At 47.2% G+C, this 23316-nt stretch carries 24 protein-coding genes; 12 read left to right on the top strand and 12 right to left on the bottom strand.

Going from position 1 to position 23316, the window contains the following annotated elements:
• Nucleotides 1–2: 2 nt before the first annotated feature.
• The 3 genes from plsX to AOB49_RS11400 all read right to left on the bottom strand — a co-directional run bounded on the left by plsX (nt 3) and on the right by AOB49_RS11400 (nt 1961).
• Complete coding sequence (gene plsX / locus AOB49_RS11410) at nt 3–1013, bottom strand: phosphate acyltransferase PlsX (protein ID WP_062311182.1); 1011 nt, start codon at nt 1011–1013, stop codon at nt 3–5.
• An 84-nt stretch (nt 1014–1097) separates the two neighbouring features.
• Nucleotides 1098–1277 (bottom strand): 50S ribosomal protein L32, encoded by a 180-nt coding sequence (rpmF, locus tag AOB49_RS11405; RefSeq protein WP_011902241.1) that lies wholly within the window; start codon nt 1275–1277, stop codon nt 1098–1100.
• 102 nt (nt 1278–1379) lie between these two features.
• Nucleotides 1380–1961: a YceD family protein gene (locus tag AOB49_RS11400; RefSeq protein ID WP_062311180.1), complete on the bottom strand. Its 582-nt coding sequence runs from the start codon at nt 1959–1961 to the stop codon at nt 1380–1382.
• 31 nt (nt 1962–1992) lie between these two features.
• Between AOB49_RS11400 and AOB49_RS11395 the strand changes: the two genes are divergently transcribed.
• Together AOB49_RS11395 and AOB49_RS11390 are read left to right on the top strand one after the other, a co-directional pair.
• On the top strand, nt 1993–2586 hold the full coding sequence (locus tag AOB49_RS11395) for a Maf family nucleotide pyrophosphatase (RefSeq protein ID WP_062311345.1): 594 nt from the start codon (nt 1993–1995) through the stop codon (nt 2584–2586).
• A gap of 11 nt (nt 2587–2597) precedes the next feature.
• The gene (locus AOB49_RS11390; RefSeq protein ID WP_062311178.1) at nt 2598–3371 is read left to right on the top strand and encodes an SAM-dependent methyltransferase; all 774 of its coding nucleotides are present in this window, start codon (nt 2598–2600) and stop codon (nt 3369–3371) included.
• A 35-nt stretch (nt 3372–3406) separates the two neighbouring features.
• Here the strand turns inward: AOB49_RS11390 and AOB49_RS11385 are convergent, their stop codons facing one another.
• Genes AOB49_RS11385 through AOB49_RS11375 form a run of 3 tightly spaced genes read right to left on the bottom strand, consistent with a single transcriptional unit; the run spans nt 3407 to nt 6071 of the window.
• Nucleotides 3407–4366: a S49 family peptidase gene (locus AOB49_RS11385; RefSeq protein ID WP_062311176.1), complete on the bottom strand. Its 960-nt coding sequence runs from the start codon at nt 4364–4366 to the stop codon at nt 3407–3409.
• A gap of 6 nt (nt 4367–4372) precedes the next feature.
• Nucleotides 4373–5062, bottom strand: coding sequence for an HAD-IIIA family hydrolase (locus tag AOB49_RS11380; protein ID WP_062311174.1), 690 nt, complete (start codon nt 5060–5062; stop codon nt 4373–4375).
• Complete coding sequence (locus tag AOB49_RS11375; protein WP_062311172.1) at nt 5055–6071, bottom strand: RluA family pseudouridine synthase; 1017 nt, start codon at nt 6069–6071, stop codon at nt 5055–5057. Before AOB49_RS11375 ends, AOB49_RS11380 begins: the two co-directional genes overlap by 8 nt.
• Before the next feature lie 462 nt (nt 6072–6533).
• Here AOB49_RS11375 and AOB49_RS11370 point away from each other — a divergent pair, with 462 nt between their 5' ends.
• From AOB49_RS11370 to AOB49_RS11350, 5 genes are all read left to right on the top strand, one after another.
• The gene (locus AOB49_RS11370; protein ID WP_062311170.1) at nt 6534–9194 is read left to right on the top strand and encodes an Rne/Rng family ribonuclease; all 2661 of its coding nucleotides are present in this window, start codon (nt 6534–6536) and stop codon (nt 9192–9194) included.
• 81 nt (nt 9195–9275) lie between these two features.
• Nucleotides 9276–10388: a GTP 3',8-cyclase MoaA gene (gene moaA, locus AOB49_RS11365; RefSeq protein WP_062311168.1), complete on the top strand. Its 1113-nt coding sequence runs from the start codon at nt 9276–9278 to the stop codon at nt 10386–10388.
• A complete protein-coding gene (gene mobA, locus AOB49_RS11360; protein WP_062311160.1) occupies nt 10388–10996 on the top strand; it encodes a molybdenum cofactor guanylyltransferase MobA in 609 nt (202 codons plus the stop codon). Before moaA ends, mobA begins: the two co-directional genes overlap by 1 nt.
• Nucleotides 10989–12317 carry a molybdopterin molybdotransferase MoeA gene (moeA, locus tag AOB49_RS11355; protein WP_062311158.1) on the top strand — a complete coding sequence of 443 codons (1329 nt, stop codon included), beginning with the start codon at nt 10989–10991 and terminating at the stop codon, nt 12315–12317. The genes mobA and moeA overlap by 8 nt, the downstream gene beginning before the upstream one ends.
• A gap of 11 nt (nt 12318–12328) precedes the next feature.
• Nucleotides 12329–12622 (top strand): hypothetical protein, encoded by a 294-nt coding sequence (locus tag AOB49_RS11350; RefSeq protein WP_015421612.1) that lies wholly within the window; start codon nt 12329–12331, stop codon nt 12620–12622.
• Between the two features lie 33 nt (nt 12623–12655).
• Here the strand turns inward: AOB49_RS11350 and AOB49_RS11345 are convergent, their stop codons facing one another.
• Nucleotides 12656–13669, bottom strand: coding sequence for a 2-hydroxyacid dehydrogenase (locus AOB49_RS11345; protein ID WP_062311156.1), 1014 nt, complete (start codon nt 13667–13669; stop codon nt 12656–12658).
• A 119-nt stretch (nt 13670–13788) separates the two neighbouring features.
• Between AOB49_RS11345 and fdxA the strand changes: the two genes are divergently transcribed.
• Genes fdxA through AOB49_RS11325 form a run of 4 tightly spaced genes read left to right on the top strand, consistent with a single transcriptional unit; the run spans nt 13789 to nt 16502 of the window.
• Nucleotides 13789–14112, top strand: coding sequence for a ferredoxin FdxA (gene fdxA, locus AOB49_RS11340; protein ID WP_062311154.1), 324 nt, complete (start codon nt 13789–13791; stop codon nt 14110–14112).
• 1 nt (nt 14113) lies between these two features.
• Nucleotides 14114–15157: an NAD(P)/FAD-dependent oxidoreductase gene (locus AOB49_RS11335; protein WP_062311152.1), complete on the top strand. Its 1044-nt coding sequence runs from the start codon at nt 14114–14116 to the stop codon at nt 15155–15157.
• 38 nt (nt 15158–15195) lie between these two features.
• On the top strand, nt 15196–15990 hold the full coding sequence (locus AOB49_RS11330) for a thymidylate synthase (protein ID WP_062311150.1): 795 nt from the start codon (nt 15196–15198) through the stop codon (nt 15988–15990).
• 14 nt (nt 15991–16004) lie between these two features.
• Complete coding sequence (locus tag AOB49_RS11325) at nt 16005–16502, top strand: dihydrofolate reductase (protein ID WP_062311148.1); 498 nt, start codon at nt 16005–16007, stop codon at nt 16500–16502.
• An 82-nt stretch (nt 16503–16584) separates the two neighbouring features.
• On the opposite strand, the gene AOB49_RS11320 is transcribed toward AOB49_RS11325, so the two are convergent.
• Nucleotides 16585–17667 carry a TRAP transporter substrate-binding protein gene (locus tag AOB49_RS11320; protein ID WP_062311146.1) on the bottom strand — a complete coding sequence of 361 codons (1083 nt, stop codon included), beginning with the start codon at nt 17665–17667 and terminating at the stop codon, nt 16585–16587.
• Between the two features lie 100 nt (nt 17668–17767).
• The gene (gene pmbA / locus AOB49_RS11315) at nt 17768–19114 is read right to left on the bottom strand and encodes a metalloprotease PmbA (protein WP_062311144.1); all 1347 of its coding nucleotides are present in this window, start codon (nt 19112–19114) and stop codon (nt 17768–17770) included.
• Nucleotides 19115–19140: 26 nt separating this feature from the next.
• Between pmbA and mog the strand changes: the two genes are divergently transcribed.
• Nucleotides 19141–19764, top strand: coding sequence for a molybdopterin adenylyltransferase (gene mog / locus AOB49_RS11310; RefSeq protein WP_062311143.1), 624 nt, complete (start codon nt 19141–19143; stop codon nt 19762–19764).
• A gap of 55 nt (nt 19765–19819) precedes the next feature.
• Here mog and orn read toward each other — a convergent pair whose 3' ends face one another.
• From orn to AOB49_RS11295, 3 genes are all read right to left on the bottom strand, one after another.
• Nucleotides 19820–20419 (bottom strand): oligoribonuclease, encoded by a 600-nt coding sequence (gene orn, locus AOB49_RS11305; protein ID WP_082784158.1) that lies wholly within the window; start codon nt 20417–20419, stop codon nt 19820–19822.
• 70 nt (nt 20420–20489) lie between these two features.
• The gene (locus tag AOB49_RS11300; RefSeq protein ID WP_062311141.1) at nt 20490–21569 is read right to left on the bottom strand and encodes an ABC transporter ATP-binding protein; all 1080 of its coding nucleotides are present in this window, start codon (nt 21567–21569) and stop codon (nt 20490–20492) included.
• 35 nt (nt 21570–21604) lie between these two features.
• Nucleotides 21605–23305 carry an ABC transporter permease gene (locus AOB49_RS11295; RefSeq protein ID WP_062311139.1) on the bottom strand — a complete coding sequence of 567 codons (1701 nt, stop codon included), beginning with the start codon at nt 23303–23305 and terminating at the stop codon, nt 21605–21607.
• Nucleotides 23306–23316: the final 11 nt, after the last annotated feature.

The following is a 23316-nucleotide window of genomic DNA, read 5'->3' as shown; positions in this document are numbered from 1 at the left end:
TGTTATTTTGTCTCCACCACAAAAGCCTGGCCTATGCGCTCCACCATGCGATTCTTTGCCGCCTCATACGCGCGTTCAAGCGCAAAACCAAATGCGAAACGATCTGCAGAGCCATGACTCTTAATGACGCAGCCACGTAATCCCAACAGTACCGCCCCGTTATAACGACGATGATCAACGCGTTTGCGAACTCGTAACAAAGGAACCATGGCGCAGATTGCCATTAACTTGGTCAACCACGAGCGATTGAATTCTTCACGAATCATCCCGCTCATCATTTTGGCCAAACCCTCACTCGCCTTCAAAACGACGTTACCCACAAAGCCGTCACAGACAACGATATCAGTCGTGCCTTTGAAAATATCATTACCTTCTACGTTGCCATAAAAGTTTAAGTTAGATTGACGTAGTAGCTCACTAGTCTGCTTGACCACTTCATTACCCTTAATCACTTCCTCACCAATATTTAAAAGACCGATAGAAGGATTCTTGGTGCCATCTACTACTTGAACCATGACGTTTGCCATTTGCGCAAACTGCAGTAAGTGCATAGGCTCACAATCTGCGTTAGCACCCAGATCAAGCATAGTAGTTCCACGCCCTTTTTCATTGGGGATAGCGGTAGCTATTGCAGGACGGTCAACTCCTTCGAGGGTTTTCAGGACATAACGTGAAATAGCCATCAAAGCACCTGTATTGCCAGAAGAGATGATGGCATCAGCCGCACCCTCTTTAACCTGTTCGATAGCAACGCGCATTGAAGAATCTTTTTTCCGACGAAGCGCAATCTCTATGGGGTCATCCATCAAGACAACTTCACTAGCCGGGATAATTTGAATACGCTCACTAGGCGCCTTTGGGAATTTACTCAAGGTCTGCTTGAGTAATTGCGGATCACCAACTAAGGCAATCTTCACATCTACATGTTTTTCAAGGAAGTCGCAACAAGCCGGGACCGTAACAACTACTCCGTGATCTCCGCCCATGGCATCGATAGCAAGAGTGACGCTCATAAAATCATGTAATGCTGCAAGTGGTTTTATCCAAGAAAAAAGCGGCTTTTATTGGAGCCGCTTCTATCTTTTCAGACTAAAAAATTAGTCGTTTTTGGTTTTAACAACTTTACGACCACGATAGTAGCCGTTTGGTGAAATGTGGTGGCGCAAATGGGCCTCACCAGTTGTGGCTTCAACAGCCGTAGCAGGTGCGGTCAAAAAGTCGTGCGCACGATGCATGCCACGTTTGGAAGGTGATTTTTTATTCTGTTGGACGGCCATATTGAACTCCTAAGCAAGGCGATATTCTAGCATGGAAAATCCCCTAAATGCTTGATTTGTTGTTAATTGAAACAGCGAATGAACTGACTCAATACAGTTGACTTATGAATTTTTCTTCATATTTTTCAATATGTTAAAGGGATTTTCAGGCTTTTCAAGCTCATCAGAACCTGCTCCAGACTCTCCAAATGAGGATCTGTGAGCTTTACAGGTGCCCTCTGGATGCTTCGGAATTAAGGGAAGAGAAAGCAAAATTTCATCCTCAATTAGCTCTAGCAGATCAAAATGCTGGCTAGCGACTAAAGGCTCTTGCTGATCATCCTCCATGGGGAAAGCGTCAGCCTCAGCCTCGCTGGCCACAATGACAAATTGGCGCTCTTCAGCCAAATCCAAAGGACAGTCTTGAAGGCAGCGCTGGCATACCAGGTGAATACGCCCTTTTAGACCCAATTGGAGTATTTGACGGGGCTCTGATCCCGGGGATTGGGTAAAGTGAGTCTCAATCTGCCAGTCAAAACCATCTCCCGACTCAACGCTAGACGCCTCTTGAGCCACTCTAGGCAAGGCTGGGACGTCCAGAAAGCCATTGCCTCGGTAAGACTGCGGGGCACAAAAATCGACCCGGCGCAAAGCACTGGGATCAGCAGAGAGCTCGACTTGAGGTAAAACTTGATTACGATTCATGACATCAGTCTAAATGAAGGCACAAGCAGTGATGAGTAATTCCGCAAAAAAACTAATTTTGGCATCCACCTCAATCTACCGTCGAGAGCTATTAGAGCGCCTGCGCATCCCATTTTCAGTGGTATCGCCTCAGGTTGATGAAACCCCATTAGCTGGTGAGAGCACCATTGATTTGGCTTTGCGACTCGCAAAAGCAAAGGCTGCTGCCGTTTCCAGAGAACATCCTGACGCATGGGTTATTGGCTCCGATCAAGTTGCCGATCTCTGTGGGGCAGCTATTGGGAAGCCCGGTAATTTTGAGCGGGCCATAGCGCAACTTCAACTGATGCGCGGCGCAACTGTCACATTCCAAACTGCCCTTTGCTTGATGAGGGGAGATTTACAAACCACTTTGAATGTCCCCACCGAAGTGAAATTTCGCAAGCTCTCCGATGAAGCGTTGGAAGCCTATCTTCTAGCCGAGGAGCCCTACGACTGCGCAGGTAGCGCCAAATCCGAAGGCCTGGGAATCTCCTTGCTAGAAGCGATTAAGAGCGATGATCCAACTGCACTGATTGGTCTGCCACTCATTGCCTTAAGTGGCCTGCTACGCGACGCGGGTTTTGATATTCCACCAAAAAAATAAATCATCACACTATGAGTAAGACATTAGGCACCCTCTATTTAATACCCAACACTTTGGGAGACGAGGGGCGCGCAGAACAATTACCCTGGGTGCTCCCTAGTGAAACCATTTCTCAGACCGCTAAATTAATTTATTGGATTGTTGAAGATGCCAAGACCGCGCGTGCATTTCTAAAAGCGGTCGATAGCGTCTCACCCCTGGCTTGCACAATTCAAGAAATGCAAATGAGCGAATGGCGTGGGGCTGCGCGTAATGCCAAGTACGGTGACGCCGCCAAGCCAATAGACTTACTCAAACCTTTAATAGCCGGCAATGATATGGGCTTGATGTCTGAGGCTGGAGTGCCTGGCGTCGCCGACCCTGGAGCAGAATTGGTCCTAGCAGCCCATAAGCTTGGCGCAAAAGTAAAACCATTAGTCGGTCCAAGCTCGATTCTCCTGGGATTGATGGCGAGCGGACTAAATGGGCAACGCTTTGCGTTTCAAGGCTACATTCCACACGATGCGCAAGACCGCATTGCCAAGCTCAAGCAGCTTGAGGCGGAATCTAGAAAGCTACAGCAAACGCAAATTTGGATTGAGACGCCCTATCGCAATACCGCAATGTTGATGGCCTGTCTGAGCGCGCTATCACCACAGTCAATGCTATGTATTGGAATGGACTTAAGCCTGGAATCGGAAACGATTACAACACTGTCTATTGCCGACTGGCGTAAGCGTTATCCAAATGAAGCGGCATGTACCCCACTACAAAATAGGCCAGCAGTATTTCTATTGCTGGCCTAGGTATTTTGTTTACTACTTTATTGATCTACGGTTTTTTACTTTAAATCAGGCGTCTTAATCAAAGCTTTGCCTGCTGCAGCACCAACCTCAGCACCAAAACGTTTCGCAACGCGCTCTGCGAAATTTTCTTTCATGGTGTAGTCCAAAATATCCGGAGCCTTGAAAATATCGCGCGCTACAGAATCCACCGTTCCATATCCATCAACCAAGCCAATTTTGATTGCTTGTTCGCCATTCCAAACCCGACCTGAGAACATCTCAGGGGTTTCTTTCAAGCGATCGCCACGCCCTGCTTTCACTACCGCAATAAATTGCTGATGAATTTCATCAATCATGGTTTTGATCATCTCCACTTGCTGTGGATTCTCTTTGGAAAATGGATCCATCATGCCCTTGTTAGAACCGGCAGTAATCATGCGACGGGTAACGCCCAACTTATCCATTAAGCCTGTGAAACCAAAGCCCTCCATGATGACGCCAATCGAACCGACGAGACTTGCCTTGTCTACCAAAATCTGGTCAGCGGCTACAGCAACGTAATAGCCACCCGACGCACAAATATCTTCAACAACAACATAAAAAGGTTTGTTTGGGTAAAGCTTACGCAAGCGATGAATTTCATCATTCATCATTCCTGCTTGAACCGGTGATCCACCAGGACTATTAATACGCAACACCACGCCAGCACTATTTTCATTTTCAAATGCGGAGGTTAAGGATGCATTGATATCTAAAGCATTTGCCATAGAGCTTGAGGAAATCTCACCCTCAAGAGAGACCAAGGCTGTATGTTTCTCAATCCCCATCCCTTTACCGGGAAGATGAAAATCAAAGATCACCAAAATTGCGCCCACAAAAACAATTAAAGTCAGAATCCGAAATACCGCCTTCCATCGACGCGCTTTTCGAGTCTCTTTTAAGTTTTCCAGCAATAAATGCTCGAGAGCTTGACGCTCCCAATTCTGGTTTGTATTTTCAGTTGGAATTTGATCCATCTTTTTTTATTCCTTGGTTACAGTGAGATTCTTTTGAAACCATTGAGCCAACTCTGGAACATCATTTACCTGGGCAAGTGAAGCCGCCTCTTGTAATGTGCTCAAGGGATGTGCGCCATAAGTAACTGCAATCGCATCAACACCAGCATTCGCTGCCATATCCAAATCATGCGTAGTATCGCCAACCATCAACATTCGACGCATTGGCACCTGCATTACATCCGACAACTCAAGCAGCATGCCTGGATGCGGTTTAGAAAACGATTCGTCGGCAGTGCGAGTTTCATGAAATACATGCTCTAGCTGATGGTGTTTTAAAGAACGATTTAAACCCACGCGAGATTTCCCCGTGGCCACACCTAATAAGAAGCCATCTTCGCGTAAGTTTTCCAGCAACTCACGAATCCCCGGAAATAGGTCAAGCTCATGATCTTTAGCTAAATAGTGATAACGAAAACGCTCGGTCAGTTTTGGGAAGTGTGCCGGCTCAATCCAAGGCACTGCCCTTCTGAGTGAATCATGAATTCCCAAACCAATCACGGAGCTAGCTAATGAATCATCTGGCTCCTTAAATCCCAAGTCCCGACATGATTGTTGAATGCAATGCACGATTGTTGGCGTGGAATCCATAATAGTTCCATCCCAATCCCACACAATCAGGTCATAACGTCTATCGGGCTTTTGTTCTTCAATCATGCTTAGGCACTTCAAAGGTTTGCATCATGGCCGTAAATTCGGAGGGCAACGGTGATTCGATACGCATCTTTTCGCCGGTACGAGGGTGGGTAAAGCCAGCCAAATGGGCGTGCAAGTAAAGGCGTTTTGATTTGATGGCCTTGTCTTGATCCTCAAAACCATATTTGTCATCACCCAAGATGGCATGACCCAGTTTTTGGAGGTGTACGCGGATCTGATGGGTGCGACCTGTTTTTAACTGCGCTTCCGCCAAAGTAATTGAAGCGTCTTCACGCTTGAAAATTTTGCTGACGCGCAAGGCAGTATGACTGGGCAAGCCATCAGGATCGACTCGTACGCGACGCTCGCCGTTCGCCAACAAGTATTTATGCAGAGGAAACTTCAGCTGCATCACACCAGGTCCTTGGGTAATTTCGCCATGAGCAAGTAAGTAATAACGCTTATCCGTCTGCCCCTCCCGAATCTGACGATGCAACTCCACCAAGGCGCTCCGCTTTTTAGCCAAAAGCAGCACTCCAGAAGTATCTCGATCTAAGCGATGAACCAATTCTAAGAATTTCAATTCTGGACGGGTAATGCGCAGAGTTTCAATAACGCCAAGGGCAATTCCAGAGCCACCGTGGACAGCCAAACCTGCCGGTTTATTCACAATCAGCAATGCCTCATCCTCATAGAGAATAGGCATTTTGTCCGAATACCCCCGCGCCCGAGACTTCGTTTGAGCGGTATTGACAGCCGCCATTTGCGCTGGCTCCGCAATCCGCACCGGCGGAACTCTGACCACATCACCCTCAACTAGGCGGGTAGTCGGCTCCGCACGCTTCTTATTTACCCGCACTTCGCCCGAGCGAATAATGCGATATACGTGACTTTTGGGAACCCCTTTAGCCCACCTGAGCAAGAAATTGTCTAAGCGCTGACCTGCCTCTTCGGGACCAATAGTCTGAAGATGCACAGCGGCGGCAGGTGTTTTTGCCGTCAAAGGCTTGGAAATAGGTTCGGATTTCATGATTTTTCTCTCTTGACACCTCGATCGGGGGTGACAAGGGCCTCAACAATACCCCATTGTCATTCAACTTGTGCCGTATAATCAACGCTCTAGCCAATTTATTGGCTTGATCCCAGCCTGAAGTCAGGTTTGAATCGTGGAGCTTGGAGTCGCCCTTAATAGACTCCCGGGGTTGCCCCTCCCCCGTTGTAATGAGGCGCAGGGTTGGTGTGCCGTATGCCGCGACCCGCGATTAGAAGACAGTTTTCAGGCGCGCGCCTGCATTGATGACCTAAAGGAGGTCTCTGCGGCGATCGTCAGGTGTGGCACCGATTTAACCAATAGTTATTCGGTGTACTGGGCAAAAGATGCCTGGATTAGCTTGATCCACACTCCAAAGCCGCTGATGGCTTACGCCCAAGCGGTATCTAACCTGTCCCCTAACGCAGCGCGCAGCGACACACTCCCCAATAGGAGAGTGTTATGAAACGCATGTTATTTAATGCAACTCAACAAGAAGAGTTGCGAGTTGCCATCGTCGATGGTCAAAAACTCATCGATATCGATATCGAAGCTGCCGGTCGTGAACAACGCAAAGGCAATATTTACAAAGGTGTGATTACTCGCATTGAGCCATCGCTTGAAGCTTGCTTTGTAAATTACGGCGAGGAACGCCATGGCTTCCTGCCATTTAAAGAAGTTGCCCGCACCTACTTCAAAGAAGGTGTTGATGTTCGCAATGCTTCCATTAAAGAAGCGTTACGGGAAGGCCAAGAAATCATTGTTCAGGTAGAAAAAGAAGAGCGCGGCCAAAAAGGCGCCGCCCTTACCTCGTTTATCTCCCTAGCAGGTCGTTACTTAGTATTGATGCCAAATAACCCACGTGGAGGAGGCGTATCACGCCGCATCGAAGGCGAAGACCGCCAAGAACTCCGCGAAGCGATGTCCCAATTAGAAGTACCTGATGGCATGAGCATCATTGCTCGTACTGCCGGTATTGGCCGCGACGCCACAGAACTGCAGTGGGATTTAAGCTATCTCATGCAATTGTGGAAAGCGATTGATGAAGCCGCCAAAGGTAACTCAGCGCCATTACTGATCTATCTCGAATCTAGCTTAGTGATTCGCGCAATTCGTGACTACTTCCAGCCTGATATTGGCGAGATCCTCATCGATACCGATGATATCTACGAGCAAGCTGCGGCATTTATGTCGGTAGTCATGCCGGACAATTTACCAAGAGTGAAGCGTTACCAGGACGATGTGCCTTTGTTCTCCCGCTTTCAAATTGAGCATCAGATTGAAACAGCGTATTCACGAACCGTGCCATTACCATCTGGTGGCGCAATTGTGATTGACCATACTGAAGCCTTAGTTTCAGTTGACGTGAACTCTGCCCGCGCAACTCGTGGCTCCGACATTGAAGAGACTGCAACACGCACAAACTTAGAGGCTGCTGATGAAATCGCTCGCCAAGCACGTTTACGTGACTTGGGTGGCCTCATCGTGATCGACTTCATTGATATGGAATCGAGCAAAGCACAAAAGGATGTTGAGAACCGCTTACGCGATGCCCTCCGCCATGATCGTGCTCGCGTTCAAATGGGCAAGATTTCTAAGTTTGGCTTGATGGAAATGTCACGCCAACGTTTACGTCCAGCCCTATCAGAAGGTAGTCATGTAACCTGCCCACGCTGTAACGGTACCGGCCATATTCGCGATACCGAATCTTCAGCCTTGCAAGTCTTGCGCATCATCCAAGAAGAGGCAATGAAAGAAAACACGGCCGCTATTCATACGCAAGTTCCAGTCGAAGTGGCTGCCTTCTTGCTCAATGAGAAGCGTCCTGAAGTGATCAAGATTGAGACACGCTTCAAAGTGAATGTCTTGATGATTCCAAACAAGCATTTAGAAACTCCGCATTACAAACTCGAGCGCTTGCGCCATGATGATCCGCGCTTAGATGATCAAAAAGCAAGCTACGTGATGGCTGAAGAAGCTGCGCGCGAGCTCGAGACTGACACTGCAGTGAGCCGCAAAGATGCAGAGGTTAAAGCACGCCCTGAGGCAGCTGTAAAAGGAATTACTCCGAATGCACCAGCCCCAATGAGCCAGCCACGCCCTGTACGCGCCGATAAGGCCAATACGGAAACGGCGAGCACTGGTGGCTTCTTTGGGTTTATTAAGAGCCTGTTCTCCTCATCGCCAGCGCCAGAGGTAAAACCCGCACCGAGCGCTCCGCGTGGCCGCAATCAAAACAACCGCAATGGCGATCGTAATCGTAATCGTGGTCGTCGAGGCGATCGCAATGATCGTGGTGAGCGCCCAGCTGAAGGTGCAGCAGCTAATGCAGAAGGTGGCAATGCACCGCGCGAAGCAAATGGTGGTAGAGGTCGTCAAGATGGCCGCAACCGCAATGGCAATAACGGCAACCGCAATCAAAATAATCCAAAACCAGAAAACCAAGCTGCAGTAACTCCTGCTACTGAAGCTGCCCCTGGCACTGAAGTAGCTGCAAATGCCGATGGCGAGGAGCGTCGCGGTCGTGGACGCAACCGTCGCGGTCGTGGACGTGGTCAACGCGAGCGTGGTGAGCGCACAGAAAATGCTGGTGAAGCAGGCGCTTCAAGCGCAGCAGTAGCAACACCACCTACCTTCTCGGGCCCACCTGCAGGAATGGCTGGAGCATCCGCTTCTATGCCCATCCAAAATATTACGCAAACCTTTAAAGCTCCTGCAGCTATTAAAGAAGTGAAAGAGCGCACACCGCGTGCACCTAGAGAACAACGTGCTCCTCGTCAAGATCATGGCTCGACAAATACGAACACCGCCTCATCAGCACCAACTGTACCGGTCGCCGTTGCTACAGCTGCAGTAACTGCGATTGAGGTGATTGCAAAGCCAATGCCTGAGCTTCCAAAGGTGGCTTTCCAAGCCCTGGAAGAAACGCCTTTGCATAGCGTTGTTCAATCTGCTGGCATGGTTTGGGTTGCTACAGACAGCAGTAAGCACGCACAGGTCCAGTCACAGATTCAAGCTGAACCAGAAGTCTTACATTTAGGTAGAGCGCCTAAAGCGCCAGTAAGCCTGCCAGATGGCCCGATGGTTTTAGTAGAAACCGGCGGCCAAGAAAAAACGGTTTAATTTTTTTCTCCAGACTGTCATTTATCCCAAAAGGATATTTGGCAGTTTGGCAGAAACACCGTTTCACAGCCATAATTAGCCATGGTTGAAAAAGTCATCCCCATTCGTTTAGATGAAGGCAAGGGCCTTGTGCCGTCCATTCCCAATCAACTTCGAGCTGCTAATGACTTAACTACCGATACGCGTGGACGTCCTTTGCGAGATTTACGAATCTCCGTAACTGATCGATGCAACTTCCGGTGCACCTATTGCATGCCTAAAGAAGTTTTCGATCAAAACTACCCATACCTCTCCCAAAAAGAACTCTTGAGCTTTGAAGAAATCACTCGCTTAAGCTCTATCTTTGCCACGCTTGGCGTAGAAAAAATTCGCTTAACTGGTGGCGAGCCGCTTCTGAGAAAAAACTTAGAAATTCTGGTTGAGATGTTGGCCAAAATTAGAACGATTGATGGTAACCCCCTCGATCTCACGCTCACAACCAATGGTAGCGTCTTACGCAAAAAGGCTGCTGCATTAAAAGCGGCTGGCTTACATCGACTAACTATTAGTCTTGATGGCCTGAATGATGATATTTTCAAAAAAATGAATGATGTCGATTTTCCGGTGACCGATGTACTCGATGGAATCGCTGCCGCCCAAGAGGCTGGCTTCACCAATCTCAAAGTCAATATGGTGGTTAAAAAGGGTACCAATGACCAAGAGATTATTGCTATGGCAAAACATTTCAAAGGTAGCGGTATTACCCTTCGCTTTATTGAATTTATGGATGTTGGCAGCTCAAATGGCTGGGACATGTCACAAGTACTCCCCTCCCAAGAAGTTGCCAATCGCATTAACGAATTTTTTCCTATTGAACCCATTGAGGCAAATTATGCAGGTGAGGTAGCTCAACGCTGGCGCTATCTTGATGGTTCCGGTGAAATTGGATTTATCTCCAGTGTTACGCAAACTTTTTGTCATGAATGCACGCGAGCACGTATCTCAACTGATGGGCAGCTATATCTTTGTCTCTTTGCGAACTCGGGTTTTGATTTCAAAACACTGCTGCGCTCCGGAAAATCCGATTTAGAGATCGCTAATGCCGTGATGAGTACATGGGCAGCCCGCGATGACCATTACTCCGAAATTCGAGGGTCAAATACGGTCAAAACAAGCGACACTCGCAAGGTCGAAATGTCTTACATCGGCGGCTGATGATTTCCTCAGAAAAAATTACAGGACTCATTTTGGCGGGTGGTCGCGCCCAAAGAATGGGGGGCATCGATAAAGGATTGATTCCCTTCCATGGCAAACCCTTAATTGAGTCTTCTATTAGTCGACTCAAACCTCAAGTAAGCGCGATCATCATCAATGCTAATCGTAATATTACAAAATATGCTTGCTACGGATATCCAGTCATCATGGATGAAACCCCAGACTTCTCTGGGCCATTAGCTGGATTCTCAATTGGACTAAAGCATTGCAAAACTCCGTACCTTTTAACCACCCCCTGCGACTCCCCTCTATTGCCAACTGATCTCGCAGAAAAGATGGTGGCCGAACTCGAGTTAAAGAATCTGGATTTGGTATATGCCTCATCTAGAGAAGCTGATGGAAAAGTCTGGTCTCAACCTGTTTTCTGTTTAATGAAAGCTAGCCTACAAGACTCTCTGAATCACTTCCTTGGCAAGGGCGACTTGAAGATTGATCACTGGTTTAAAGACTTAAAAGCGGGAACCGTAGTGTTTGAGAATGCTCGTGGGTTTGCCAATGTCAATACTCCTGAAGAGCTAGCTACTTTAGAAAACACACCCAATGAATAAGCTTGAAATTCACTCTCCGAATAGCCCTATTTTGCTAACAGCCTCATTGCATGTCGATGAAGCAAGAAAAGCGATCGCCAGTTTGGTCAGTGATTTACTGACCGAATCGCAATCTAGAAATGAGGCTGGGAGTGTTGAGCTTGTCACTCTTGATCAAGCTATTAACCGAATTCTGGCAGAGGACCTACTATCACCTATTGATGTGCCGGCTGCTGATAACTCTGCGATGGATGGCTTTGCGTTTAATGGCGATTGCTTAAGTAGCAAAGACGATATCGTCACCCTGAAAGTCGTTGGCACTGCATATGCAGGCAAACCTTATGAAGGAAGTATTGGGAAGACTGAATGCATCAAGATCATGACTGGCGCACTCATGCCAAACAATTGCGATACGGTCATTCCCCAAGAATTTACCGAGTCTTCTGATAGCTCATCAGTTACTTTCAAACAAAATCAAGTCAAGCGCGGTGAGAACCAACGTTTACGCGGCGAAGACTTGCAAAGCGGCAAAGCAGCAATTTCTGCCGGACGCTTATTAAGACCTTCTGATCTGGGTTTAGCAGCCTCTTTAGGCATTGCTACACTCAAAGTACATCGCAAACTGAAGGTTGCGATTTTGTCCTCCGGCGACGAATTACGCCCTCTTGGGCAAGCTTTGGATGCTGGCGGCATCTACGACAGTAATCGCCATAGTCTTACTGGCTTATTAAATCGCCTCAACTTGGAAATCATTGATTGCGGCATCGTACGTGATGACCCAGCATCGCTTAAATCGGCATTCTTAGAGGCTGCGTCTCTAGCAGATGTTCTAATCTCTTCTGGCGGAGTTTCCGTTGGAGAGGCTGACTTCACCAAGCAAATTATGCAAGAGCTGGGGGACGTGGGATTCTGGAAAATTGCGATGCGTCCAGGTCGACCTATGGCCTTTGGGGTCCTCAAACCAGCGGATCCAAAGAATCCTGATCGGAAGAGCCTTTTCTTTGGGCTCCCAGGCAATCCTGTTGCGGTCATGGTCACTTTTTATCAGTTTGTTCGCTCAGCCCTATTGCAACTGAATGGCGCGAACCAGACTGAGCCGCCATTAATTCAGGCTATTGCGCAAACCCCTATTCGAAAAAAGCCTGGCCGTACCGAATTTCAACGCGCTATTTTGGAGCGTGGGCCCGATGGAAGGCCTACCGTAAGACTTACCGGTAGCCAAGGTGCTGGAATTCTAAGATCCATGAGTGAGGCAAATTGCTTTGTCATCCTCCATCACGACCAAGGGAATATAGCCGCCGGAGACTGGGTAGATGTGGCGCTTTTCGACGGACTGCTTTAAGATTGCATCTCATGAAACTCACCAAAAAAGAAATCGCCTTCGTTGATCCAATGCATACCGCCAAAACCCTAGTTTTGGTTTATCTCTGCTTCTCCGTGCCAATCGTTTTATTAGCCCTGTTTGTGGCTTTCATTCGCGACGGCGCAATCCCTGGATTTACCGTACTCTCCGCATTGATCCTCAATGCTTTGCTTGGTTTTGCCTTATTGTGGATTGCTTGCAAGGTATACAACTGGGTTGCAGGTAAGTTTGGCGGAATCGAACTTGCACTGAGAGAGCTTCCAGAAGAAATTGAAGCCGACTAAATTTCAGTCGACTTCAATAGGCCTCACTCCTTCTTAAGCACCAAATACTTCAGCATTAATCAAGCTTGGTGGTTTTCTGCCAGCAAGCGCTGCATCTAAGTTTTCAATCGCCAGATCTACCATCGCCCTACGCGTTTTTTCTGTAGCACTCGCAATGTGTGGAGCCAAAACAATATTGCTGCATTTCAGCAATTCCGGATGCACTTTAGGCTCACCCTCAAACACATCCAATCCAGCAGCAAAAATCTTTCCCGATTGCAGGGCTTGAGCTAAAGCGACATCATCAACAATTCCGCCACGAGCAATATTAATCAGAGTTGCAGTTGGCTTCATCATGGCAATTTCTGCAGCGCCAATGGTGTGATGATTTTGTGCGGTGTAAGGCAACACCAACACCACATGATCAGCAGTGCGAAGTAATTCTTCCTTGGAAACATAAGTAGCACCACAAGATTTTTCATCCTCAACCGAGAGATGACTACGATTGTGATAAATCACCTTCATTCCAAAGCCTAAGGCACGCTTCGCAATACCTTGACCAATACGACCCATGCCAATAATGCCTACGGTGCTGTGATGCAAATCCATCCCGAGCGGGTTATTCACAATCGACCATTGATCCCACTTCCCATTTCTCACCCAATGCTCAGATTCGGTAATACGTCTTGCCGTAGCCATGAGTAATGCAAAACCAAAATCCGCCGTGGTATCCGTAAGGACATCAGGGGTATTGCTTGCCATAACACCAGCAGCAGTAATCGCTGGCACATCAAAGTTGTTATAGCCAACGGAGATATTGGCAACAATCTTGAGATTTTTAGCGCGACTCAGGGCGCTAGCATCAATTCGCTCGCTACCAGCAACCAAGGCCCCCTCCACCTCCGAGAGGGCATTTTGGAGCTCTTCTGGGGTGAAGATTCGGTCAGATTGATTAGATCGAACCTCGTAAGACTTCTCTAATTTAGCTAGCGCCTCAGGAAATATGGCTCTTGCAACCAAAATCTTCGGCTTATGAGTAAATGCGGGGGTAATGGCTTGAGTATTCATAGCGTGACTTTACCCCAAGTAATTACATACTTTTGCCTGAAAAATAGGCTGATTCGGCTAAAATTGAGGTTTTACAACTTGGCAGCCTAAAAATTTAGGCTCCTCACATCCAAACCATCATGACTTACGTTGTTACTGAAGCCTGTATCCGTTGCAAATACACAGATTGCGTTGACGTCTGCCCTGTCGATTGTTTTCGCGAAGGCCCTAACTTTCTGGTAATCGACCCGGACGAATGCATCGATTGCGCAGTGTGTGTTCCTGAGTGCCCAGTCAATGCCATCTATGCAGAAGATGATGTACCAGGCGATCAGCAAACATTTATTCAATTAAATGCAGACCTGTCACCTTCATGGACATCCATCACTAAATCTAAAGCACCATTACCAGATGCTGAAGAGTGGAAAGACGTTAAAAATAAACTCGACCAATTGGTAAAGTAAATTGCACTCCCCCATTGAAACCGATGCAGTCATTATTGGCGCCGGTCCAGTGGGACTCTTCCAGGTCTTCGAACTTGGACTTCTAGAAATCAAAGCCCATGTCATTGACTCCCTACCTGAGGTAGGCGGTCAATGCATCGAGCTATACCCCGATAAGCCGATCTACGATATTCCTGCGATCCCCGTATGCACAGGTCGCGAACTCATTAGCAACCTACTCCAACAAATCAAACCATTTGCCCCCCAGTTTCATTTAAATCAAGAAGTTTCTACTCTTGAGAAACAAGCAGATGGCCGGTTTCTGATTGGCACATCACAAGATCAACACTTTCTCAGCAAGACTGTTTTTATTGCCGGTGGCGTCGGCGCATTTCAACCTCGCACCCTCAATCTTGATGGCATAGAATCTTTTGTAGATCAGCAAGTCTTCTACCGCGTCAGAGATCCCGAGCAATTTCAAGATAAACGCATTGTGATTTGCGGTGGCGGCGACTCTGCACTTGACTGGGCACTGCACTTTGTTGATAAGGCGGCGAGCGTCACCCTCATTCATCGTCGCGATGACTTTAGGGCTGCCCCGCAATCCGTAGCCAAGATGCGCACCCTTTGCACAGCGGGAGAAATGCAATTATTGATTGGCCAAATTACCGGTCTTGAATTATCGAATGGAAAACTGAGTGAAATTGCAGTTACCAATATTGATGGTGAAGTCCAAATGATTGGCCTAGACTCCCTCTTACTCTTCTATGGCCTCTCCCCCAAACTCGGTCCAATCGCTAACTGGGGATTGAATATTGACCGCAAACAAATAGCCGTTGATACCGCCCAGTTTCAGACCAGCACCCCAGGAATTTATGCCGTGGGGGATATCAATATTTACCCAGGCAAGAAAAAGCTGATTTTGTCGGGATTTCATGAGGCGGCCTTAGCGGCATTTGCTGCAGCTGCCTACATAGCCCCAGAAAAGCAGATTCAACTCCAATACACCACGACCTCCCCCAAGCTTCATAAAGCGCTCGGGGTAAGCTTGCCGACAATCGAGTAAGCTCTCCATATCACTGAATTATTTGACTGAATAAACCCATGCGTCAATATCACAATCTCATGAAGGAAGTCCTCGAAAAGGGCGTCCAAAAATCCGATAGAACCGGAACAGGCACGATCTCTATCTTTGGCCACCAAATGCGCTTTAATTTGGCTGAAGGCTTTCCAATGGTAACCACTAAGAAGCTGCACCTAAAGTCCATCATTTTGGAATTACTCTGGTTCCTCCAAGGCAGTACAGATAACAACTGGCTTAAAGAGCGTGGTGTTTCCATTTGGAATGAATGGGCTGCACCTGATGGTGATCTCGGCCCCATTTACGGCTATCAGTGGCGTTCTTGGCCAGCCCCTAATGGGCAACATATCGATCAAATCGCCGAGGTTGTAGAAACGCTTAAAAAGAATCCTGACTCTCGTCGCATTATTGTCTCAGCCTGGAACGTGGCAGATATTCCGCGAATGGCACTAGCACCATGTCATGCTTTCTTTCAGTTCTATGTTGCTGACGGGAAATTGTCATGTCAACTCTATCAACGTAGTGCGGATATTTTCTTAGGCGTACCCTTCAACATCGCTAGCTATGCTTTATTAACCCACATGATGGCGCAACAGTGCAATCTTGAAGTTGGTGACTTTGTTTGGACTGGTGGCGACTGCCATCTCTATAGCAATCACCTTGAGCAAGTCGACCTTCAACTCTCAAGAGATTTCTATCCATTACCGAAACTCAAAATTTTGCGCAAGCCCGACTCCATCTTTGATTATGAATTCGAAGATTTTGAGATCGCTGGCTATGAATCCCATCCCGCGATTAAAGCCCCTGTAGCTGTTTAAGAAATTAGATCACCATGACTGTAGCCACCCATCCCGCCATCTCCATGATTGTCGCCCGTTCACGCAATCACGTGATTGGTCGAGACAATCAAATGCCTTGGAAGATTTCTGCTGACCTACAGTTCTTTAAAAAAGTGACGATGGGTCACCCAGTCATCATGGGTCGCAAGACCTGGGAATCTATTGGCCGTCCGCTTCCAGGACGTCGCAATATTGTGGTGAGCCGTAATGCTAACTTACGACTGACTGGCGCCGAAGTGGTGAATTCCCTCGACGCAGCACTTGCCACCTTAAGTGAATTCCCCCGCGTATTCGTTATTGGTGGGGAACAACTTTTTACCCAGGCCTTTCCAAAAGCGGATCGTCTATACATTACAGAAATCGATATTGATGTGGATGGCGGCGATACCTTCTTTAAGGTGCCCAACGAATCCGAATGGAAAGAGGTAGAACGTACCCCGGCATCTGAGGGCGACATTACCTTTAGCTTTATTACGCTTGAGCGAAAGTAATTTCGCGCTTAAGTATCAAAGATACACAAATATAAAGGGCTCCTAGGAGCCCTTTATATTTCATTTGCAATCGCAAATCACATCATAATTTTTTAGCAAAGCTGTACTGCGCAAAGGCTTGCTCGGCAACACCAAACCACTGGGCCTCCATGTTTCTGAATACGCGATAGTCTTCGAATATTTTCTTGAACTGCGGATTCTTAGCAGACTCTTCCGCATAGGTTTGTTGAGCCGCCTTGAAGCAGGCATCTAACACGGAAGTATTGAACTTGCGCAATACGGCGCCGTTCTGAATGAGGCGCTGTAATGCTGGCGGGTTCAATGCATCATACTTTGCGCACATATCAGTATGAGCTTCAAAGCAAGCTGCTTCCCATGCGGCTTGATATGAAGGCGGCAAAGAATCCCACTGCTTCTTATTAACCAAGAATGAGAGCCCAGCCGCACCCTCCCAGAATGCGGGGTAATAATAATTTTTAGCCACCTTCGCTAGGCCCAACTTTTCATCATCATAAGGACCGACAAACTCAGCGGCGTCAATCGTGCCTTTTTCTAATGCAGAATAAATTTCACCGGCTGGTAGTTGTTGAGGAACTACTCCTAACTTTGCAAGCACTTGGCCTGCAAAGCCTGCGATTCGGAACTTAAGTCCCTTGAGATCTTCTGGTGATTTGATTTCCTTACGGAACCAACCCCCCATCTGAGTGCCCGTCTGTCCGCCCAAAAAATTCACGATGTTGTAGCTTGCATAAAGTTCACGCATCAATTTCATGCCGTTACCGTGCAACATCCAAGCAGCCTGCTGACGGGCTGTCATACCAAATGGGGCTGCCGTATCAAAAATAAAAGCACTGTTCTTGCCCAGGTAATAGTAGCTGGCCGTGTGCCCACATTCGACAGTACCGTTTTGAACAGCATCTAATACCTGCAATGCAGGCACCACCTCTCCAGCGGCAAAGACTTTGACATTAAATTTACCGTCAGTTGCTTTGCGTAATGCACTTGCAAATACCTCTGGGGTGCCAAATAAAGTATCTAGGGATTTCGGAAAACTGGACACCAAACGCCAGTTGAGCGTTGGCAAGCTCTGCGCCACTACTGGGGTAGCCAACGCTGCTGCGCCTGCGCCAATGGTAGCTTTCTTTAAAAAAGAACGTCTTTGCATTACTCTCTCCTTCAAATTGATTGCATCTATTTTAGTTTTGTATTTTGCTTTTATATCACTTCGGTTTCGCGCTTCGCTTTAACGATTGATTGATATCACTTTATTTACCACCAATGGTCATCGATCCAATTAATATGGACCCAGTCTCCTTGGTACCGCGGATCAATGAATCACTACCAATCATTTGAATATCCAAGAGCATATCTCGTAAATTACCAGCAATGGTTACCTCTTCTACTGGATATTGAATTTCACCATTCTCGACCCAGTAACCAAAGGCGCCTCGCGAGTAGTCGCCGGTCACATAGTTCACGCCCTGCCCCATCAACTCAGTTACCAAGAGCCCAGTACCCATCTCCTTCAACAAGGCAGGCAAACCCCCTTTAGGCGTCTTGCGACTTTGCAATGTTAAGTGGTGTGAACCACCGGCATTGCCGGTTGTCTGCATGCCTAACTTGCGCGCAGAATAAGTGGATAAGAAGTAACCCTGCAAGATTCCCTTATCGACTACTGTTCTGGCAGAAGTCTTGACGCCCTCTTCATCGAATGGCGCGCTTCCTGTCATTCCTTTGAGGTGGGGATTTTCCAAAAGGCTAATATGTTTGGGTAAAACCTGTTTACCTAAGCTATCTAATAAAAAGCTTGAGCGACGATATAAAGCGCCACCTGAGACCGCTTGAACCAAGCCACCTAATAAGCCAGCAGCTAATGGAGCTTCAAAAATCACTGGGCAACGACGGGTGGTGAGCGATCTTGCCTTGAGCCTTGAAAGTGCTCGCTCTGCCGCATATCGACCAATTGCCGCAGGATCTGCCAACGCCTCTGGAATTCGCGAGCTGGAATACCAATCATCCCTTTGCATGCGACCATTTTTACCACCCTCATTTGCAATAGGAGCGCAAGAAATATAGTGACGTGAAAATGGATAACCCCCCATGAAACCATGGCTGGTCCCCATCATGAAATGGGCGTGATGCGCTGAAACGGAAGCACCATCACTATTTTGAATTTGCTTGCTTACGGCAAAAGCAGCGCCCTCAGCAGCACGGGCAATCTCTATTGCTGTGGCGGAATCCAAATTCCATGGATGATACAAATCGAGATCTAAGGGATTTTTTTCTAGGAGTGCTTTTTCAGCAGGTCCTGCGCAAACATCCTCCGCCGTATGTTGAGCAATATGATATGCCGCCTCGATAGTAGTTTTTAAAGATTCCCTGGAAAAATCGCTGGTACTCGCATTGCCCCGTCGATGTCCTAAAAATACGGTAACCCCAACCTGTTTATCGAGACTTTGCTCAATTGTCTCCACTTCACCTTTGCGGACCGTCACCGAAAGACCTTGACCTTCGGAGATCTCGGCTATGGCATCTGAGGCACCCCTTCTTTTGGCCTCTTTAAGCATGAAATCAACGATTTCTTGAAACTGATTTGATGAGTATGTAAACATGTCCTAATAATAGCTAGAATAGAAACATGAAGCATACCGAAGCCTGGAAACGATCCTCCCCCAATGAAATCAAAATTGGCCTAATTTCGATCTCCGATAGAGCAAGCAAGGGTATATATACCGACGAGGGGATTCCCGCACTGCAAACCTGGCTTCAAAACGCTATCAGCACCCCATGCGTCTTTCATGAGCGTCTCATCGCCGATGAGCGCGAGATTATTACAGAAACCATTGTGGAGCTGGCGGATGAGCTGGGGTGCGATTTAATCCTCACTACAGGCGGTACAGGCCCCTCTCGCAGAGATGTGACCCCTGAGGCCACCCTTGATGCTGGAACCCGCGAAATGCCTGGATTTGGCGAGCAAATGCGTCAAATCAGCCTGCGCTTCGTGCCAACAGCCATTCTGTCCCGTCAAACAGCCGTTTTACGAGAAATTGAGGGCCATACCGCCCTGGTGATCAATTTACCTGGCCAACCCAAATCCATTAAGGAAACTCTAGAGGGCTTGAGGGATGCAGAGGGTAAATCAATTGTTCCCGGCATCTTTGCAGCCGTACCCTACTGCATTGATCTCATTGGCGGGCCGTATATTGAAACTGATGAAACCATCGTCAAAGCATTTAGACCCAAAAGCGCCATCAAAAAATGATTGAGTCAGGGATTCTAAAAAGGCCCATATTGGACCTTTTTCTTGATCTCATGCCTTAGCTTGAGGCTTGCGCTGGCAAGGGGACAATGAATTTCTCGCGGTAATACTTCAGCTCTTCGATTGATTCTTCAATATCAGCTAAAGCCGTGTGTGCCTGTTTTTTTGTAAAACCCTTAAGAAGCTCTGGATGCCAACGCTTACAGAGCTCTTTCAGAGTCGATACATCAATATTCCGATAGTGAAAGAAGGCTTCTAGTTTTGGCATATATTTCGCCATAAAGCGCCTATCTTGGCCAATCGTATTACCGCACATCGGCGCAATACCGGGCTTGATGTATTTCTTCAAAAAGGCAATACATTCTGCCTCAACTGTAGCTTCATCCACAGTTGAAGCCTTCACCTTATCGATTAGACCGGAGCGTCCATGGGTGCCCTTATTCCAAGCATCCATTGCATCTAACAATGCATCTTCTTGATGCACTACCCATACTGGAGCCGTCGCAATCATATTGAGATGCGCGTCGGTCACAATAATGGCGATTTCCAGGATCCGCTCTTTTTCAGGATCTAAACCAGACATCTCCATATCGACCCAAATGAGGTGTTCATTGGCTGGTGCTGACTTTGTATTGGTGGTATTCATTGTGTCAATCATATCTTTATTGTGCCGCTATCCCTCATCCGCAAATTATGGGGGAATGCTAACAGCAAAAAATAGTCCACCTCTAAAAGAGTTTCACCTCTGAGAGCTTAAGCGCCAGACTGACTGATGCATTTTCTGCAAATGGTTTTAAACCAATGCGGTGAGGATGATCAACAACCAAATCCACGTCCCCAGCCTTCAGGTGATAGCGGGTAAATTGCCCGAGGAACTCACTTGATAAAACCGTTCCAGAAAAAATAATGCTTTCCTCGGGATTGACTTGATTGGGCTCACATATCTGAATTGCCTGAGGTCTAAAACTCACTTGCACGCGATCTTCAACTCGCCTATGAATCGCAGTCTGCACCAAAAAATCTCCAAGACTTGGGGCGGATAATTCTAGTCCGCCTGCGCGCACCCCCTTCACCCGGGACTCTACAAAGTTCATGCTACCTACAAAGCTAGCCACAAAGGGATTAACGGGGTCATCATATAACTCTGTTGGAGTTCCGACTTGCTGAAGGACGCCCTGATCCAAGACCGCCATTCGATCAGCCGTGGTCATTGCCTCTTCTTGATCATGCGTAACAAAAATAGTCGTTAATCCAAGCCTTCTTTGCATTGAAAGAAGTTCTTGACGCATCTGGACACGTAAGGTCTTGTCCAAATTGGATAAAGGCTCGTCCAAAAGCAGTACTTGAGGCTCAATCACAATAGTTCTTGCAAGTGCTACGCGCTGTTGCTGCCCACCCGATAACTGATTAGGTTTTCGGTGTGCAAATCCCAGCAAGCCAACCTGCTCAAGTGCCGCCGTTACTTTAGACTGGATCAGATCTTTAGGGGTCTTACGCTCAACCAATCCAAATGCAACGTTATCCCACACAGAAAGATGCGGCCAAAGCGCATAACTCTGAAATACCATGCCGATATTTCTTTCCCATGGTGCCTTAGAGCCAATATCCTTTCCATCTACCAATAACCTACCAGCTTGCTGCTGATTAAATCCAGCAATCAAACGTAAGAGACTTGACTTACCAGATCCCGATGGTCCCAGTAGGGCAAAAAATTCTCCCGGCTTAATCTCAAGACTAATATCTTTTAAGACCTCAGTGGCCCCATAAGAGAGTTTGATGTTTTCACACTGAACGGATACTTTTTTCATAGAGCCTAAATTGATTAGTCGATCCAATATAACTTTTAGTGTTGCGATGGGTTTATCTGAGCAGAATGGGTTTTACCAAGTCTCTCAACAATCACATGTGAAAAATAAGTGCCTAATGCCACTACAACAATAGCCAATACCCCCAATGCGGCCCCTGGCCCACGCCCTGCAGCACTTTGCATAAATAGATATATGCCATAACTCATTGGCGCCTGCGCCTCAGTTGAGGTTAATAGCAGGGTTGCAGAAAGCTCAACAGCTGCAGTAATAAAGCTAGTCACAAAGCCTGCCAAAATTCCACCAGCCATTAGTGGCACCAGAATTCTTTGAATAGTTCGCGTCTTACCAGCACCCAAAGATTCTGCCGCCTCCTCAAGGGAAATATGAACCTGCTGTAATGCGGCAACGCAAGAGCGCAAAGCATAAGGTAATCGCCTCACTGCGTATGCCAAAACAATCATTAATGAAGTGCTGGTTAACAAAATATCGCTGCCTGGCAAAGACACCCCCTTAAAAAGACGCAAATAGCCGATGGCTAGCACGATGCCAGGCACCGCCAAGGATGCAGTTGCCATCCAGTCCAATGATTTTCGATAGGGCAACTGTGTGCGGAAAATTAAATAGGCAATCGTTACACCAAGAACCACATCTAGACCGGCGGCCAATCCACAATAAACTAAAGTATTGCGAATCATTTCCGTAGAGCCGTTAAAGATAGTTTGATAATGCTCAAGGGTGTAACCATCTGGCAGCGGAGCAAAGCTCCACACCTTCGCAAAAGACAACAGCAGAACTCCAATATGGGGAGCCAAAGCAATGATCAGCACAACAAAAATCCACCCATAAATAAAGAAAGCGGACCACAAAGATAGTTTGCGCTTTTCAATACTAGAGCCCCCTTTTTGAGTGGTCGAGTATTCCTTATTCGCCAACATCCTGGCAGATAGAGCCATAGCCAGAATCGAAAACAAAATCATGATGACACTAATGACATAACCCAAAGGATCTTCGAGCCCTACCTGGGTAATACGTAAATACGCCTGTGGAGCGAGCATATTCGTTTGCCCCAAGACTAAAGGCGTTCCGAGATCATCAAACACTTTGACAAATACGAGCGAGGCGCCAGCAATAAAACCTGGCATCCCCAGCGGAAATATCACCCTCCAAAACAAACGCCAACCCTTACAACCTAAGTTAAGCGCAGCCTCCTCCATAGCACCATCAATATTTCGAAGTGCGACAGTTAGATTCATCAGGATAAATGGGAAGTAATGGATCGATTCAACAAAAATAATCCCATTCAATCCATCCATCAAAGGAATGGTGAAACCCCAATACTCCTTAAGCAAAAGGTTGATGGAGCCAGATCTACCAAAAATTAACTGCATTGCTACTGCGCCAACAAATGGGGGCATGATTAAAGGTAAAACGCCAAGAGTCTGAATGAGCAAAGCGCCTCGAAACTGAAACCGAACCGTGAAATAAGCTAACGGTACCGCAAGAATTGCTGCCATAACAGCAGACATGCATGCCACATAGAGACTGTTGAAGAATGATTCCCTCATTAAGCCTTGCGCAAAAAATGCAGTGAAATGATGAAGCGTAAAACCGCCATCACCATCGATAAACGCTGTATAAAAAACGCGTGCTACTGGAAGTAATAAGAACAGTAATAGAAAGCTGAAGACTAAGGCCCCAGCAATCCAAACACCCGGCTTAACTTGTTTAAAAGTCATTGCTCAAAGAG

Source organism: Polynucleobacter sinensis, from assembly GCF_001595985.1.
GTDB classification, from domain to species: Bacteria; Pseudomonadota; Gammaproteobacteria; order Burkholderiales; family Burkholderiaceae; genus Polynucleobacter; species Polynucleobacter sinensis.
Note: the sequence above shows the minus strand (reverse complement) of the source record. Positions and strands in the feature narration are given on the sequence as shown.

What these genes read in the sequence shown, in the direction of transcription:
- plsX (WP_062311182.1), bottom strand. Translation starts at nt 1,013, where the DNA reads ATGAGCGTCACTCTTGCTATCGATGCCATGGGCGGAGATCACGGAGTA.
- rpmF (WP_011902241.1), bottom strand. Translation starts at nt 1,277, where the DNA reads ATGGCCGTCCAACAGAATAAAAAATCACCTTCCAAACGTGGCATGCAT.
- AOB49_RS11400 (WP_062311180.1), bottom strand. Translation starts at nt 1,961, where the DNA reads ATGAATCGTAATCAAGTTTTACCTCAAGTCGAGCTCTCTGCTGATCCC.
- AOB49_RS11395 (WP_062311345.1), top strand. Translation starts at nt 1,993, where the DNA reads ATGAGTAATTCCGCAAAAAAACTAATTTTGGCATCCACCTCAATCTAC.
- AOB49_RS11390 (WP_062311178.1), top strand. Translation starts at nt 2,598, where the DNA reads ATGAGTAAGACATTAGGCACCCTCTATTTAATACCCAACACTTTGGGA.
- AOB49_RS11385 (WP_062311176.1), bottom strand. Translation starts at nt 4,366, where the DNA reads ATGGATCAAATTCCAACTGAAAATACAAACCAGAATTGGGAGCGTCAA.
- AOB49_RS11380 (WP_062311174.1), bottom strand. Translation starts at nt 5,062, where the DNA reads ATGATTGAAGAACAAAAGCCCGATAGACGTTATGACCTGATTGTGTGG.
- AOB49_RS11375 (WP_062311172.1), bottom strand. Translation starts at nt 6,071, where the DNA reads ATGAAATCCGAACCTATTTCCAAGCCTTTGACGGCAAAAACACCTGCC.
- AOB49_RS11370 (WP_062311170.1), top strand. Translation starts at nt 6,534, where the DNA reads ATGAAACGCATGTTATTTAATGCAACTCAACAAGAAGAGTTGCGAGTT.
- moaA (WP_062311168.1), top strand. Translation starts at nt 9,276, where the DNA reads ATGGTTGAAAAAGTCATCCCCATTCGTTTAGATGAAGGCAAGGGCCTT.
- mobA (WP_062311160.1), top strand. Translation starts at nt 10,388, where the DNA reads ATGATTTCCTCAGAAAAAATTACAGGACTCATTTTGGCGGGTGGTCGC.
- moeA (WP_062311158.1), top strand. Translation starts at nt 10,989, where the DNA reads ATGAATAAGCTTGAAATTCACTCTCCGAATAGCCCTATTTTGCTAACA.
- AOB49_RS11350 (WP_015421612.1), top strand. Translation starts at nt 12,329, where the DNA reads ATGAAACTCACCAAAAAAGAAATCGCCTTCGTTGATCCAATGCATACC.
- AOB49_RS11345 (WP_062311156.1), bottom strand. Translation starts at nt 13,669, where the DNA reads ATGAATACTCAAGCCATTACCCCCGCATTTACTCATAAGCCGAAGATT.
- fdxA (WP_062311154.1), top strand. Translation starts at nt 13,789, where the DNA reads ATGACTTACGTTGTTACTGAAGCCTGTATCCGTTGCAAATACACAGAT.
- AOB49_RS11330 (WP_062311150.1), top strand. Translation starts at nt 15,196, where the DNA reads ATGCGTCAATATCACAATCTCATGAAGGAAGTCCTCGAAAAGGGCGTC.
- AOB49_RS11325 (WP_062311148.1), top strand. Translation starts at nt 16,005, where the DNA reads ATGACTGTAGCCACCCATCCCGCCATCTCCATGATTGTCGCCCGTTCA.
- AOB49_RS11320 (WP_062311146.1), bottom strand. Translation starts at nt 17,667, where the DNA reads ATGCAAAGACGTTCTTTTTTAAAGAAAGCTACCATTGGCGCAGGCGCA.
- pmbA (WP_062311144.1), bottom strand. Translation starts at nt 19,114, where the DNA reads ATGTTTACATACTCATCAAATCAGTTTCAAGAAATCGTTGATTTCATG.
- mog (WP_062311143.1), top strand. Translation starts at nt 19,141, where the DNA reads ATGAAGCATACCGAAGCCTGGAAACGATCCTCCCCCAATGAAATCAAA.
- orn (WP_082784158.1), bottom strand. Translation starts at nt 20,419, where the DNA reads ATGATTGACACAATGAATACCACCAATACAAAGTCAGCACCAGCCAAT.
- AOB49_RS11300 (WP_062311141.1), bottom strand. Translation starts at nt 21,569, where the DNA reads ATGAAAAAAGTATCCGTTCAGTGTGAAAACATCAAACTCTCTTATGGG.
- AOB49_RS11295 (WP_062311139.1), bottom strand. Translation starts at nt 23,305, where the DNA reads ATGACTTTTAAACAAGTTAAGCCGGGTGTTTGGATTGCTGGGGCCTTA.